The sequence below is a fragment of the Flavobacterium salilacus subsp. salilacus genome (assembly GCF_004634195.1).
Classification (GTDB): domain Bacteria; phylum Bacteroidota; class Bacteroidia; order Flavobacteriales; family Flavobacteriaceae; genus Flavobacterium; species Flavobacterium salilacus.
This window is the reverse complement of the sequence record NZ_SKBP01000001.1, coordinates 85,802-100,543: the sequence shown is the minus strand read 5'-3', so window position 1 is coordinate 100,543 and position 14,742 is coordinate 85,802. Positions and strand designations below refer to the sequence as shown.

Sequence of the window (14,742 nt, the reverse complement as noted above, 5' to 3'; positions counted from 1 at the left end):
TATGAATTCAAAGTTATTTAAAGCAGCAAAATCAGGTAATATACGTTCATATCGTCAAAGTCTCACAGAAGTTGATGATATTAATATTACAGACGAAGATGGCAATACATCTCTAATGATAGCCTGTGCATATGGACATACGTCGCTTGCCAAGTTTATTATTTCTAGAGGCGCAAATATAGATATGGAAAATCATGAGGGAATGACAGCTTCTAATTTTGCGATTCAATCTGAAAATGAAGAAATAATAAAACTGTTTAAACCACAGTATAAATCGTCAGAGATATTTGAAAGTCCATATAAAAAACTTGTAAACAACATACAGAGTATAATAGATGATATTAATCCTATTATTAGTGATATGGAAGTTAATCATCGTGCTTATGTGATTGAGGATTTTACTAAAATATTGCTTTTGGCTACTAAAGGAGAAGAATTTGGAATATTGTATAAATTTGCTTTTGCTCTTTTATCTAGTACAATTGTTGGGGATGAAGATAGTAATTCGCTGGAATCATTAAAAACATTGCCGGAGGAAGAAATAGTAGAAATTTTTATTAAAATCTATGATAGTCAAAAAGTTTTTTTCTCTATGTTAGAGACCTACGATTGCGATTTTACTTTAAATTCATTTCCTTTATTTGATGAAGATGAGCTTAATGTTATAAAAAAAGCTCTTTATGAGTTTGCTGAAATAGTTGTAAAGGCTGATGGTACAGTAACAAAAGATGAGATAGAAAATCTAAAGGAAATAAATAACAATTATCTTGACCACATTAATAAAGAAGAGTCTAAATTAGATAAAAAGAAAAACTTTAAATCCCAAAAGACTGAAAATATATCGGCATTAGATGAACTTAATGATCTTATAGGTTTAGATAATATTAAGGAGGATATTAAATCACTTATAAATGTTATAAAAATTAATAGACTTAGGGATAAAGAAGGTCTTCCTCAATTTAAATCTTCCCTTCATGCAGTTTTTATGGGGTCTCCGGGTACGGGAAAGACTACCATAGCCAGAATTCTAGGTAGGATATATAGTGAGATGGAAGTTTTGTCAGGAGATAATTTTGTTGAAACTGACCGTAGTGGTTTAGTTGCCGGATATGTTGGACAAACTGCTATAAAAACAGATAAAGTTATTAAAAAAGCTATGAATGGTGTTTTATTTATAGATGAAGCCTATGCACTGAGCCAAAGTAATAGCAGTAATGATTTTGGACCGGAAGCAATAGCTGCTATCTTGAAAAGAATGGAAGACCATAGGGGAGATCTTGCAGTAATTGTAGCTGGTTATGAGAATGAAATGAATCATTTTATTAATTCAAATCCTGGTTTGCAATCTCGTTTTGGGAAGTATTTTTACTTTAAGGATTATGATGGGGATGAACTGACGCAGATATACTCAAAGATGGCAGAGAAAGCCGGTTTTATATTAACAGGAGCAGCGCATACTAAAGTAAAAGAGTTATTTACAATTTTATATGCTAATAAAGGAGATAAGTTTGGAAATGCACGCCTTGCACGGAATGTTTTTGGGACAAGTTTTACAAAGCATGCTAACAGAACGGCTCCTATAGCTCCCATTACACGTGAAATACTTACAACTATGGAAGAAGCAGATATACCTTTTGACGAGTTTGCAGGTAAATATATAAACTAAATATTATCCTCTTCCTTCATTTCAGCCTCTTCGATACGATGCTGAAAATCAAGTTTCTTTTTACGCAACTCAAAGTTTTGCCCTAAGTACACCTTACGCACCATTTCATCCTCTACCAGTTCTTCCGGCATACCTGCTTTTAGGATACCTCCTTCAAACATCAGATAAGTTTTATCGGTAATAGCAAGGGTTTCCTGTACGTTATGGTCAGTAATAAGAATACCGATGTTTTTATTTTTTAACTGTGCTACAATACGCTGAATATCCTCTACCGCTACAGGATCAACACCTGCAAAAGGCTCATCGAGCAAAATAAATTTCGGGTCGGTAGCCAGTGCACGTGCTATCTCGGTACGCCTGCGCTCACCACCCGATAGTAAATCGCCACGATTGGTACGAATATGTTGTAGCGAAAACTCATCAATAAGCGATTCCATTTTTGCCTCCTGTTCCTTTTTAGAAAGTTTAGTAAGCTGTAATACACTTAATATGTTATCCTCAATACTCAACTTACGAAAAACAGAAGCCTCCTGTGCTAGGTAGCCAATACCGTTTTGGGCACGCTTGTACATCGGGAAATTAGTAATTTCCATATCGTCAAGGTAAATTTTTCCGCTGTTAGGCTTTACCAACCCTACAATCATGTAAAATGAAGTGGTTTTACCGGCACCGTTAGGACCAAGAAGCCCAACAATTTCGCCTTGTTCTACCTGTACCGAAATGCCTTTTACAACACTACGCCCTTTATATGTCTTTACTAAATTATCTGCTCTTAAAATCATAGTTGTGTAAGGTTTATAACTGCCTATGCTTTGGAATTATCTTCTAATGCCTCCCAAAATTCGTAAGCTCGCCTCAGGTGTGGTATTACTATAGTACCGCCCACCAGCGTGGCTATACTCAAGGCTTCCATAACCTGCTCTTTGTTCAATCCCTCTTTATGGCAGGTTTCCAAATGATACTTAATACAATCGTCGCAACGCAGTACTGCCGAAGCTACCAACCCCAGCAGTTCTTTCGTCTTTACATCAAGTGCGCCCTCCATATAGGCATTGGTGTCAAGGTTAAAGATACGTTTAATAATTTTATTATTATCCGCCAATAACTTATCGTTCATTTTTTGGCGGTACTCATTAAATTCTTCTACTATATCAGCCATACATTATTGGGTTTTAGCTCTTTTTTCCATTCGTGCAGCTATAATGATACTTAGTTCATATAATATCATTAAAGGGATACTAACAATTATTTGGCTCACTACATCAGGCGGTGTTACTACGGCAGCCAATATCAGCATAATAACATAGGCATATCGCCTTCCGTTTCGCATTGTAGCCGCACTAATCAACCCTACCTTAGACAGGAAATACATTATAATGGGCAACTCAAAAATCAAGCCACACGATATAGCTGTTGTTTTTATAATACTGAGGTACGATTGTAGGTCGATATCATTTTTAACCACATTGCTTATTTGGTAATTGGCTAAAAAATTAAGTGATAACGGTGTAATAACATAATAGCCGAATAATACTCCTAAAAAGAAAAGTATGGATGTTGAGAATAAGAAGGCAACGGCATATTTACGTTCCGTATCATATAGTGCAGGTCGTATAAATTTCCAAAACTCCCATAATATGATGGGAAAGGCGAGTATAAAACCTGCTGCTATAGAGGTCCATATATCGGTAGAAAACTGCCCGTCCATAGTACGGCTTTGTATCTCAAACGGCAGTTTTTCCATACAAAAGCTCTTATCAAGATCATATTTATTTGCCAAGTCGCAAAAAAAGCGATAGGTAACAAAATCACCATTTACAGGGGCAAAAATAATTTCGTCAAAAATAAAATTGCTGAAAGTAAAAGCCACTGCACCGCAAATAGCTATGGCTAATGTGCTCCTTATTAATAACCAGCGCAACTCTTCCAAATGATCCATGAAAGACATTTCGCTTAGATTCTTCTTCTCTTTTTTTGCCATTTTTTAGATGATTCCTTCTTTTAGTATATCGTGCAGATGCAATATTCCTTTATATATACCATCATCTGCCACTACAAGTTGTGTAATAGCAAAGTTTTCCATGGTGTTAAGGGCTTCTGTTGCCATTGCAGTTGTTTTTATTGTTTTTGGGTTTCGGGTCATAATATCGGCAGCGGTAACGCCGGCTATATTATCCCTGTCATTAAGCATCCGCCTTATATCGCCATCGGTAATTATACCTACTATTTTTTCGTTTTCTAATACCGCTGTAACGCCAAGCCTTTTTTCAGATATTTCCACAATTGCTTTTTTAATACTGCAATCAGGACTTACCTGCGGTTTGTGGGTATCGTCCAGCATATCACCTACACGCAACAGCAATTTTTTGCCCAGTGCGCCACCCGGGTGGTATATTGCAAAATCTTCGCTCGTAAAACCCCTTAGTTCCATGAGGCATACCGCCAGAGCATCGCCTATTACCAACTGCGCCGTTGTACTGTTGGTAGGAGCCAGGTTGTTTGGGCAAGACTCCGCTTCTACATACGCATGCAGTACATAATCGGATTGTTTGGCTAAAAAAGAATCCTTATTCGCAGTCATACCTATAAGTACATTACCATAACGCTTTAACAAAGGTGCGAGTACTTTAATCTCAGGGCTGTTACCACTTTTAGAAATACATATAACTACATCGCCGGGCTGTACTATGCCAAGGTCGCCATGTATTGCTTCTGATGCATGCAAAAAAAGTGAAGGTGTACCTGTTGAGTTGAAAGTAGCCACTATTTTTGAAGCAATAATAGCGCTTTTGCCTATTCCGGTAACTACAACGCGACCTTTGCTGTTGTAAATTGTTTCTGTAGTTTTAACAAAATCAATGTCGATATATTGTACTAAAGCGGCAATGCTCTGACTTTCAGAAAGTATTGTTTTTTTGGCAGAAGCCATTATGGAGTCTGTATTTGTCAAACTTTGTTAATGTTTAAAAAGTTGTGCGTATTAAAGATTTTTGTATATTTAGGTTCTGCAAATTTATGTAAATTACTATTAATAAATAATGAAATCAACCGAAATTGACTTATATAAAGAGTTAAAAAAGTATTTTGGTTTTAACAAATTTAAAGGCCTACAGGAGGATGTTGTTACGAGTATAATTTCCGGTCACAATACATTTGTTATCATGCCTACAGGCGGCGGGAAGTCATTGTGTTATCAATTGCCTGCGCTGGTACTGAATGGTACTGCCATTGTAGTTTCGCCCCTAATTGCCCTTATGAAGAATCAGGTAGATGCTATTCGCAGCCTCTCTTCAGAGTTCGGGGTTGCTCATGTGCTAAACTCCTCGCTTACCAAAACCGAAATAAATCAAGTTAAGCAAGATATAACCTCAGGGCTTACAAAACTTTTATATGTTGCTCCCGAATCTCTTACAAAAGAGGAGTATGTAAACTTCCTTAAAGGTGTTGATATTTCTTTTGTAGCTATTGATGAAGCGCATTGTATATCAGAATGGGGGCATGATTTTCGCCCGGAGTACCGTAACCTGAGAAATATAATAAAACAACTGGGCGATGTGCCTGTAATAGGGCTAACGGCAACCGCCACGCCCAAAGTGCAGGAAGACATACTGAAAAACCTTGATATGCCCAATGCCAATACTTTTAAGGCATCATTTAACAGACCGAACCTATACTATGAAGTGCGGACTAAGACAAAAAATATAGAGTCGGACATCATCCGCTTTGTCAGGCAGTATAAAGGCAAATCAGGAGTTATATACTGTCTTAGCCGTAAAAAAGTAGAAGAAATAGCACAGGTACTACAAGTAAACGGTATCAGCGCGGTGCCCTATCATGCAGGATTAGATGGTAAAACCCGTGCCAGGCATCAGGATATGTTCCTTATGGAAGATGTAGATGTGGTAGTGGCAACCATTGCCTTCGGTATGGGTATCGATAAGCCCGATGTACGTTTCGTTATTCATCACGATATACCCAAGTCGCTCGAAAGTTATTATCAGGAAACCGGTCGTGCCGGTCGCGACGGGGGCGAGGGACATTGTTTAGCCTATTACTCCTATAAAGATATTGAAAAGCTTGAAAAATTCATGTCGGGCAAACCCATAGCGGAACAAGAGATAGGCTATGCATTATTGCAAGAAGTTGTAGCGTATGCAGAAACCTCAATGTCACGAAGAAAATTCCTGCTCCATTATTTCGGAGAAGAATTTGATGAAGAAACAGGCGAAGGTGCCGATATGGATGATAATGTGCGTAACCCGAAAAAGAAAGTTGAGGCAAAAGGCCAGGTAGTAACTTTACTGGAAACCGTTAGGGAAACACGCCAATCCTATAAAGCTAAAGAAGTTATATTTACCCTTTTGGGTAAAGTAAATGCGGTTATAAAATCTCATAGAACAGATGCACATCCTATATTTGGTAAAGGAGCAGCCTTTGATGAAAAATTTTGGATGGCACTCATAAGACAAGTATTGGTAGAGGGATACCTCTCTAAAGATATAGAATCGTATGGTGTTATAAAACTTACGCCTAAGGGAGAAGAGTTTATAGCAAACCCTGAATCTTTTATGATGAGCGAAGATCACGATTATGGTGAAAAGGATGAAGAAACTGCGGTAACTACATCAAAATCTTCGGCAGTGTTAGATGAGGTACTTATCGGAATGCTGAAAGACTTGCGTAAAAAAGTAGCTAAAAAACTGGGTGTACCGCCGTTTGTGGTTTTCCAAGACCCCTCGCTGGAAGATATGGCGTTAAAATATCCTATTACGGTAGAGGAATTAAGCGGCGTGCATGGCGTAGGCGAAGGTAAAGCTAAGAAATACGGTAAAGAATTTGTGGAACTTATAGCCCGTTATGTAGAGGATAATGATATTATGCGACCCGATGACCTTGTAGTAAAATCGACAGGAGCAAATTCGGGACTTAAATTGTATATTATCCAGAATATTGACAGGAAGCTCTCTTTAAATGATATTGCAAAGGCAAAAGGGCTTGATATGGATGCTTTGCTTAAGGAAATGGAGCAGATAGTATATTCCGGAACACGACTTAATATTAAGTACTGGATAGACGAAATACTGGACGAAGACCAGCAAGAGGAAATTCAGGATTATTTCATGGAATCGGAATCAGATAATATAAAAGCTGCCCTTAAAGAATTTGACGGCGATTATGATACCGAAGAGCTGCGACTGATGCGTATTAAGTTTATCAGCGAAGTAGCTAATTAAGCCCCCTAACCCCCAAAGGGGAATTTTTAACGATTGAAGATGAAATAACATGATATGAAGCCGAAACTCTAAGTTTCGGCTTTTTTATTGATACGATTTTCCCTCTTTGGGGGTCAGGGGGCTATCTCCCCCCTATGCGGTTTTAAAGCATCGCGCACGGGTATCATAAAATCATCAGTTACTACCATCCATGCAATAGCATGCATCTCATTTATACTATCAAAACCCGTAATATTGAGCGGTAATTTTTCTATAGCAATATATTCTTTAAGGTGTATTTCGTGATGTTCGGCAGTTTTTGCCGAGGCAGGACCGCGAAAATCCCATATTAGTTTTATTTTTCTCATTATAAATCCCAAAGTTTAAAGCTGTAAAGTTATAAACTTTGTCATCAAAATAAATATCTTTGAAGTAAACAGATTCTTTATGCGATATACATACTATCTGGTTGTATTAGTTACAACACTTTCCTTTTCTCAGGAGTTAACCATAGAACGTGCCAATGGTCTTGCCGGCTTACCGCTTAAATGCCTCCAGCAGGAATATCCCAACAAATTAAGCCAGTTACTTGCCGACTCCACAGAGATAGCCGGCCCTAAAGTTTTGCACCCTGCTTTTTATGGCTGTTTCGACTGGCATTCCTCAGTACATGGGCATTGGAGTTTAGTATATTTATTAAAACAATTCCCAAATCTTGACAGGAAAGAAGAAGTTATTAGCAAACTCATAATAAACTTATCTAAAGAGAATATCGCACAGGAAATAGCATACCTGAGTAAAAAGCACGAAAAGTCTTTTGAGCGTACCTATGGCTGGGCATGGCTATTAAAATTGCAACAGGAACTGGATACGTATAATGAACCTTTTGCAAAAAAAATAGCCGATAACTTACGACCCTTAAGTAATATAATTGCTGAACGTTATATTGAGTTTTTACCCAAGTTAAACTATCCGCTAAGGGTGGGTACACATACCAATACTGCTTTTGGGATGTCGTTCGCATGGGACTATGCCATTCATACCAAGAATGTTCCGTTACAAAACAGTATTAGGGAAAATGCGTTACGACTGTTTAAAAACGATGTGGATTGCCCTTTTATATGGGAACCCAGCGGTACTGATTTTCTTTCCCCTTGTATGGAAGAGGCAGGGATTATGCAACGCATACTGCCTGAAAAGGAATTCCTGAAATGGCTGAAAGATTTTGCTCCCCCGCTTTTCAATAAAAATTACGATTGGGAGCCGGGTAAAGTATCTGACAGGAGCGACGGGCATTTGGTACACCTTGATGGGCTTAACTTTAGCCGTGCCTGGAACTTTTATCGTCTTGCCAACCAATACCCTAAGCAATTAGGGCACTTGAAAGCCCTTGCCAATAAACACCTTATGCACTCATTACCCGCTATAGTAGATGGCGATTATGCAGGCGAGCATTGGTTGGCAAGTTTTGCATTATATGCTTTTGAGGAGAAGGGCAAGTAGCTTTCAGTAATCGGTCTCAGCATTCAGTTTAAACTCCTTCCCGTCATTGCGAGTGTAACGCATTGGGGCGTGGCAATATCTATGATATGAAAAGAGTGCTTGGTTCTTCTCAATGACAAAAAATGTCTTAATTTTGCGCCATGCCAAGAGAACTCCAGATACAGGTTGCCCCGGAGGTTGCTGCACAAATGCCGTTACTTACCGATCATGTTGCTAAGCTAATGCATATCAGCCCAAGTGAAATAAACCATTTGGTAATACTAAAACGCTCTATAGATGCCCGCCAAAAAACAGTAAAAATAAACCTGAAAGTAGCGGTATATTATCATGAAGAGTATCAGGAAACAGCCATACCCCTGCCGGAGTATAAAGATGTAAGCAATGCTCGTGAGGTAATTATTATAGGAGCAGGACCTGCGGGGCTATTTGCAGCATTACAGTTGATAGAACTGGGTATAAAACCCATTGTTTTAGAGCGTGGTAAAGATGTACAGGCACGCCGCCGCGACCTGAAAGCCATTAACCGCGACCATATTGTAAACCAAGATTCTAACTACTGTTATGGCGAAGGCGGTGCCGGAACCTATTCTGACGGAAAACTTTATACCCGTTCTAAAAAACGTGGCGATGTTGACAGGATACTCCGCCTGTTTGTAGCCTTTGGTGCATCGCCCGATATACTGGTAGAGGCACATCCGCATATTGGGACAAACAAACTACCGAATATTATTAAAGCCATACGCGAAAAAATAATCGAACATGGCGGAAAGGTATTATTTGATACCCGAGTTACCGATATAGTAGTAAAAGGCAATAGGGTAGAAGGTGTTACTACCCAAAATAATGATAGTATTAAAGCAAATAAAATAATACTTGCCACAGGACATTCTGCTCGGGATATATTTGAATTATTAGACCGAAAAAAGATATATATAGAGGCAAAACCCTTTGCGCTTGGCGTTCGGGCCGAGCATCCGCAGAGCTTGATAGACAGCATTCAATACAGTTGTGATATTACTACAGGCAGGGGCGATTATTTACCGCCATCGCCTTACTCCATTGTAAAACAAGTAAGAGGCAGAGGAATGTACTCTTTCTGCATGTGCCCCGGTGGGGTTATCGCGCCCTGTGCTACCAGCCCCGGCGAGGTGGTAACCAATGGTTGGTCGCCCTCCAAGCGCGACCAGGAAACAGCCAACTCGGGTATAGTAGTAGAATTAAAACTCGAAGACTTTAAGCCGTTTGCCAAATTTGGTGCTTTAGCAGGAATGGAATTCCAAAAAGCTATCGAGCAACAGGCATGGCATTTGGCGGGCGAAACGCAACGTGTGCCTGCACAGCGTATGGTCGATTTTACGCAAAGCAAAGTATCGATAGATATTCCTAAAACCTCCTATGTTCCGGGTACTACTTCGGTAGAATTAGGGCAGGTGTTTCCTAATTTTATTACACAAACCTTATGCGAAGGCTTTATAGAGTTCGGTAAATCAATGCGCGGTTACCTTACTAACGAAGCCATACTGCACGCACCCGAATCGAGAACCTCATCGCCGGTACGCATTCCGCGCGATGCTGAAACACTGGAGCATGTACAAATAAAAGGGCTGTATCCTTGTGGTGAAGGGGCGGGCTACGCGGGCGGTATTATCTCGGCAGCTATAGACGGAGAGAAGTGCGCATTGAAGTGTGTTTAAAATATTGCATGAACAGTAATCAACTTTCTGAACTTTCAAAATTTTTGAACGATAATTAACACGCGTTCAACATATTGTTGCTTTACCATTTAGTAAATTTGTTGAACAAAATACGTACTACTATGGCAACAAAAAAAATAAAAACACCGACTAAATCAGACATTATAGCGAGATATACGGACTATTGCCTTATGAATGGCAGTCGCCCGGCTACGGTATATAAGTTTGCTAAAGATAATGGCTTTGAGGAGGCTGATTTTTATGCCTTTTTCAATTCTTTCGAAACATTAGAGCATCACTATTTTACAGAGATGTTTACCTATACACTCGAAATGTTGCAGCAATCGCCCAATTATGCGGAGTATGGCGGCACACAAAAACTATCTGCTTTTTACTTTACCTTTTTTGAATTGGCAACAGCAAATCGCAGTTTCATCATGTACCTTATGGACAACGACAATTCATCGTTGCGTAGCCTGCTTAAAATGAAAGAACTTCGAAAAGTGTTTACTGCCTATGCTGCCGAAGTGCTGGATAAACCTTTTGAGATGCAAAATGAACGTGCAGACAAGGCACAAAGTAATGCACTTCGCGAAGCGGCATGGTTACAATTCCTGTCGGTATTTAAATTCTGGATGAAGGATACCTCGCCCGGTTTTGAAAAAACAGATATATTTATCGAAAAATCGGTAAAAGCATCGTCAGACTTGGTGTATAACACACCATTGCAAAGCCTGTTTGATTTGGGCAAGTTTTTATGGAAAGAAAAATTTACAGCTTAATATATGAAAAGGCTGGATTCCATTCCCGTTAATAAAATAGAACGGGTTAGCAAACTGGTAACCACCGGAGTAAAAGTAGGTGGTAATTACCTGAAATATTATGGTAAGAAAATGGTAAACCCGGAGCTTACCAAAGATGAGCTGCATGAAGATAATGCTGCTGATATTTATGACGGGCTTAAAGAACTAAAAGGTAGTGCCCTAAAGGTAGCGCAAATGCTTAGTATGGAAAAAAACCTGCTGCCGCAAAGCTATGTAGATAAGTTTTCGCTAAGCCAATTCTCTGTACCGCCACTTTCGGCACCATTAGTAATGAAAACCTTTAAAAAATACTTTGGCGTAGAGCCTTATGTATTATTTGATGAGTTTGATTCAGAAAGTATAAACGCAGCCAGCATAGGGCAGGTACACAAGGCAAAAAAGGGTGGTAAAGACCTTGCCGTAAAAATACAATACCCTGGTATCAGGGAGAGTATAGGTACTGATATTGCAATGGTAAAACCTATTGCCATACGTATGTTTAACCTACAGGGAACATCTGATGAGTACTTTCAGGAAATTGAAGGGAAGTTGATGGAAGAAACCAATTACACACTGGAACTGCAACAAAGTGAAGCTGTGCGAAAGGCTTGCGGTATATTACCTGACTTAAAATTTCCGCAGTACTATCCCGAACTATCGTGCGAAAAGATTATTACGATGGACTGGATGGAAGGCAAACATTTATCGGAATGGACTAAGGAAGAACACTCGCAGGAAGAGCGCGATAAAGTAGGGCAAACGCTGTATGATTTTTATATGTACCAAATACATGGTCTTAAAAAATTTCATGCTGATCCGCATCCGGGCAATTTCCTTATTGACAACGAAGGGAACCTTATCGCTATTGATTTTGGCTGTATGAAGGCATTACCACAAGATTTTTATGAGCCGTATTTTGAACTGATACAACCGGCTACTCTTGCAGATGATGCTATTTTTAAAGAAAAGCTATATCAGCTCGATGTATTGCATAAAGAAGATTCGGCAGAAGATGAGGCTTATTTCTTCAATTTATTTAAAGAATTATTAACCGTATTTGTAGAGCCTTATAACCATACACATTTCGATTTTGGTAAACCGGACTTTAGTAATGCAATAGCAGCACTAAGCGAGAAATTTGCTAATGATAAAACATTACGCAAAATGAATGGTAATCGGGGTTCAAAACACTTTATATATGTAAACCGTACCTTTTTCGGACTATACAGTTTGTTGTTCGACCTCAGGTCGCGGATTGATATTTATGCCTTCGAAAAATACCTCAAGTAAAGGGAATAAATCGTATCTTCCCTCTAAGATATGCCCTGTTTGTTGTCGGGAGTTTACCTGGCGTAAAAAATGGGCAAAAAACTGGGAGGCGGTAAAATATTGCAGCGATGCCTGCCGTAATAAATAATCTTTATGTTTTTAGAATTTATATTGATTGAAGACCCGCTACATGCGGGTTTTTCTTTACAGCAAAATAAAATACTGATACTATTTAAACAATATGTTTTTAATTTTTTACAACCGATAAAGGTTAGCGGTATATCGCCTGTATTTCCCCGAATAATTTCTTATTTTTGAGAGCTATAAGCATACTATGACAGAAGAAAAAGTAATATTGGTAAATGAGAAGGACGAGCAAATAGGGCTCATGCCTAAAATGGAGGCACATGAAAAAGCATTGTTGCACAGAGCTTTTTCGGTATTTATACTCAACTCTAAAAATGAAATTATGCTGCAACAGCGCGCAGCGCAAAAATACCATTCGCCTTTGCTATGGACTAACACCACTTGTAGCCACCAGCGCGAGGGAGAAACCAACTTGCAGGCGGGTAACCGCAGACTGATGGAAGAAATGGGGATACAGACTGAACTGAAAGAATTATTCTCATTTATATACAAAGCTCCTTTTGATAACGGTCTTACTGAGCACGAACTGGATCATGTAATGATAGGCTATTATGATGATACCCCCAATATTAACAAGGAGGAAGCAGAGAGTTGGAAATGGATGGGTATAGAAGCCGTAAAGGAAGATATGAAAGCCAACCCGGATATATACACCGCGTGGTTTAAAATAATATTTGATGAGTTTTATCATTATCTCGAAGAACATAAAAATCCAATTCAATAAAGCTTTATGAAAGTAACCGTAAGCAGAAAAGCCCACTTTAATGCCGCGCATCGCCTGTACCGTCCTGACTGGACGGAGGAGCGTAATGATGCTGTTTTCGGGAAGTGTAACAACCCCAACTTTCATGGTCATAACTACGAACTTATTGTGAGTGTAACGGGCGATATAGACCCCGAAACGGGGTATGTTATAGATATAAAAGTATTGAAAGATATTATTAAGGACCAGGTAGAGGATGCGTTTGACCATAAGAACCTGAACCTTGATGTACCTGAATTTGCAGACTTGAACCCTACTGCCGAGAATATTGTAGTAGTAATATGGAACAGGATAAGAAAACGCATAGACGTGGCTATGGAACTGGAAGTAGTACTATATGAAACCCCGAGAAATTTTGTAACCTATAAAGGAGAGTAATATGGAATTGTATCCGTTAATTTTTGAACCCATCCTGAAAGACAGGATTTGGGGAGGTACTAAGCTTAGGAGTGATTTAGGCAAAAATATACCTACTGAAACCACCGGCGAAAGCTGGGAGCTATCGGATGTTTCGGGTGATGTGAGTGTGGTAAAAAACGGTGTTTATGAAGGTAAGCCATTAACGGAATTAATGGATACTTACCCTGAAGCTATTTTGGGCAGCAGAGTATATAAACAATATGGTGCTCAGTTTCCGTTATTGTTTAAGTTTCTGGATGCACGCGACGATTTATCGATACAAGTTCACCCTAATGACGAACTGGCAAAAGAACGCCACAACTCATTTGGTAAAACCGAAATGTGGTATGTAATGCAGGCTGATGAAGGTGCAAGGATAATTGTAGGTTTCAAAGAAAAATCAAGCCCTGAAGAGTATGTGGCACATCTGGAAAATAAAAACCTTATTGAGATACTGAATGAAGTTCCTGTACAAGCAGGCGATGTTTTCTTTTTAGAAACAGGAACCATACACGCCATTGGTGCCGGTATTGTTATAGCCGAAATACAACAAACCAGCGATATAACCTACCGTATTTATGACTGGGACAGGGTAGATGCCAATGGTAACTCACGCGAGTTGCATGTACAACAGGCTCTCGATGCGATGAACTATAATACTACCGATACTAAAAAAGAATATACCCAAGTGCCCAACACGGGTAATATTATGGTAGATTGCCCTTATTTTACTACAGCATATTTCCCATTAATGGGTGAAGCAGCGGTTGAGAAAGACGGCAGTAGTTTTACGGTTTATATTTGTACTGAGGGTACATATACCCTTATGGTTAACGGAACGGAATACCGCTTTAAAAAAGGCGATACGATACTTGTTCCTGCGGGATTAAAACAATACTCGCTATCGGGAGAGGCAACGTTATTAGAAATATATATTTCTTAACAGCCTTTCTTAAAGTAATAGTTGTAATTTTGTACCGAAATTTTAATAAAAACAGAAAATGGCAAGCGTAAAAAATTTAAAAAAGGATATTAACTATGTATTAGGCGATATTATTGAGGCAGTTTACATTTGGGAGATGACCACTACAGGTAAACCAACACAAGAATCGGAGGCTGTAATAGATGAAGCTATTGCAACTTTTGATACACTTATCAAAAAAGTGAATCAAAAAGACGTAGAAAATCAAAAAGCACACTTTAAACAAATAAACCAGGAATTAGAACAGTCTGCTAAACAGCTTGTTGAAAAAGTGAATGCACTTTAGTAGAAAATAAGTTGTAA

General features: G+C 38.9%; 16 protein-coding genes. 11 read left to right on the top strand and 5 right to left on the bottom strand.

Annotation, left to right across the window (positions count from 1 at the left end; translation table 11 throughout):
- The first annotated feature begins 1 nt into the window (after nt 1).
- A complete protein-coding gene (locus E0W68_RS00510) occupies nt 2–1,666 on the top strand; it encodes an AAA family ATPase (protein WP_135217457.1) in 1,665 nt (554 codons plus the stop codon).
- Here the strand turns inward: E0W68_RS00510 and lptB are convergent.
- The 4 genes from lptB to E0W68_RS00490 are packed head-to-tail and all read right to left on the bottom strand — an operon-like array spanning nt 1,663 to nt 4,616.
- Complete coding sequence (gene lptB / locus E0W68_RS00505) at nt 1,663–2,448, bottom strand: LPS export ABC transporter ATP-binding protein (protein WP_135217456.1); 786 nt, start codon at nt 2,446–2,448, stop codon at nt 1,663–1,665. The two genes, E0W68_RS00510 and lptB, sit on opposite strands and share 4 nt — an antisense overlap.
- Nucleotides 2,449–2,471: 23 nt before the next feature.
- Nucleotides 2,472–2,825 (bottom strand): carboxymuconolactone decarboxylase family protein, encoded by a 354-nt coding sequence (locus E0W68_RS00500; RefSeq protein ID WP_135217455.1) that lies wholly within the window; start codon nt 2,823–2,825, stop codon nt 2,472–2,474.
- A 3-nt stretch (nt 2,826–2,828) separates the two neighbouring features.
- On the bottom strand, nt 2,829–3,647 hold the full coding sequence (gene tatC / locus E0W68_RS00495; RefSeq protein WP_225990315.1) for a twin-arginine translocase subunit TatC: 819 nt from the start codon (nt 3,645–3,647) through the stop codon (nt 2,829–2,831).
- Nucleotides 3,648–3,650: 3 nt separating this feature from the next.
- Nucleotides 3,651–4,616: a KpsF/GutQ family sugar-phosphate isomerase gene (locus tag E0W68_RS00490; RefSeq protein ID WP_135217454.1), complete on the bottom strand. Its 966-nt coding sequence runs from the start codon at nt 4,614–4,616 to the stop codon at nt 3,651–3,653.
- A gap of 88 nt (nt 4,617–4,704) precedes the next feature.
- On the opposite strand from E0W68_RS00490, the gene recQ reads away from it, so the two are divergent.
- On the top strand, nt 4,705–6,900 hold the full coding sequence (gene recQ / locus E0W68_RS00485) for a DNA helicase RecQ (RefSeq protein WP_135217453.1): 2,196 nt from the start codon (nt 4,705–4,707) through the stop codon (nt 6,898–6,900).
- A 113-nt stretch (nt 6,901–7,013) separates the two neighbouring features.
- On the opposite strand, the gene E0W68_RS00480 is transcribed toward recQ, so the two are convergent.
- Nucleotides 7,014–7,250: a hypothetical protein gene (locus E0W68_RS00480; RefSeq protein ID WP_135217919.1), complete on the bottom strand. Its 237-nt coding sequence runs from the start codon at nt 7,248–7,250 to the stop codon at nt 7,014–7,016.
- Between the two features lie 76 nt (nt 7,251–7,326).
- Here E0W68_RS00480 and E0W68_RS00475 point away from each other — a divergent pair, with 76 nt between their 5' ends.
- The 9 genes from E0W68_RS00475 (at nt 7,327) to E0W68_RS00435 (ending at nt 14,725) form a co-directional block, all read left to right on the top strand.
- Nucleotides 7,327–8,382: a DUF2891 domain-containing protein gene (locus E0W68_RS00475; RefSeq protein ID WP_135217452.1), complete on the top strand. Its 1,056-nt coding sequence runs from the start codon at nt 7,327–7,329 to the stop codon at nt 8,380–8,382.
- Nucleotides 8,383–8,522: 140 nt separating this feature from the next.
- Nucleotides 8,523–10,076: an NAD(P)/FAD-dependent oxidoreductase gene (locus tag E0W68_RS00470; RefSeq protein WP_135217451.1), complete on the top strand. Its 1,554-nt coding sequence runs from the start codon at nt 8,523–8,525 to the stop codon at nt 10,074–10,076.
- Between the two features lie 122 nt (nt 10,077–10,198).
- Nucleotides 10,199–10,858, top strand: coding sequence for a TetR family transcriptional regulator C-terminal domain-containing protein (locus E0W68_RS00465; RefSeq protein ID WP_135217450.1), 660 nt, complete (start codon nt 10,199–10,201; stop codon nt 10,856–10,858).
- A gap of 3 nt (nt 10,859–10,861) precedes the next feature.
- The gene (locus tag E0W68_RS00460; protein WP_135217449.1) at nt 10,862–12,169 is read left to right on the top strand and encodes an ABC1 kinase family protein; all 1,308 of its coding nucleotides are present in this window, start codon (nt 10,862–10,864) and stop codon (nt 12,167–12,169) included.
- Entirely contained in the window at nt 12,144–12,296 is a 153-nt protein-coding gene (locus E0W68_RS00455) for a DUF2256 domain-containing protein (RefSeq protein WP_135217448.1), read from the top strand. The genes E0W68_RS00460 and E0W68_RS00455 overlap by 26 nt, the downstream gene beginning before the upstream one ends.
- Before the next feature lie 186 nt (nt 12,297–12,482).
- Nucleotides 12,483–13,019, top strand: a complete 537-nt coding sequence (gene idi / locus E0W68_RS00450) for an isopentenyl-diphosphate Delta-isomerase (RefSeq protein ID WP_135217447.1) — start codon at nt 12,483–12,485, stop codon at nt 13,017–13,019.
- 6 nt (nt 13,020–13,025) lie between these two features.
- The gene (locus E0W68_RS00445) at nt 13,026–13,436 is read left to right on the top strand and encodes a 6-pyruvoyl trahydropterin synthase family protein (protein ID WP_135217446.1); all 411 of its coding nucleotides are present in this window, start codon (nt 13,026–13,028) and stop codon (nt 13,434–13,436) included.
- A gap of 1 nt (nt 13,437) precedes the next feature.
- Nucleotides 13,438–14,400 (top strand): type I phosphomannose isomerase catalytic subunit, encoded by a 963-nt coding sequence (locus tag E0W68_RS00440; protein WP_135217445.1) that lies wholly within the window; start codon nt 13,438–13,440, stop codon nt 14,398–14,400.
- A gap of 58 nt (nt 14,401–14,458) precedes the next feature.
- Nucleotides 14,459–14,725: a hypothetical protein gene (locus tag E0W68_RS00435; protein ID WP_135217444.1), complete on the top strand. Its 267-nt coding sequence runs from the start codon at nt 14,459–14,461 to the stop codon at nt 14,723–14,725.
- Nucleotides 14,726–14,742 lie beyond the last annotated feature (17 nt).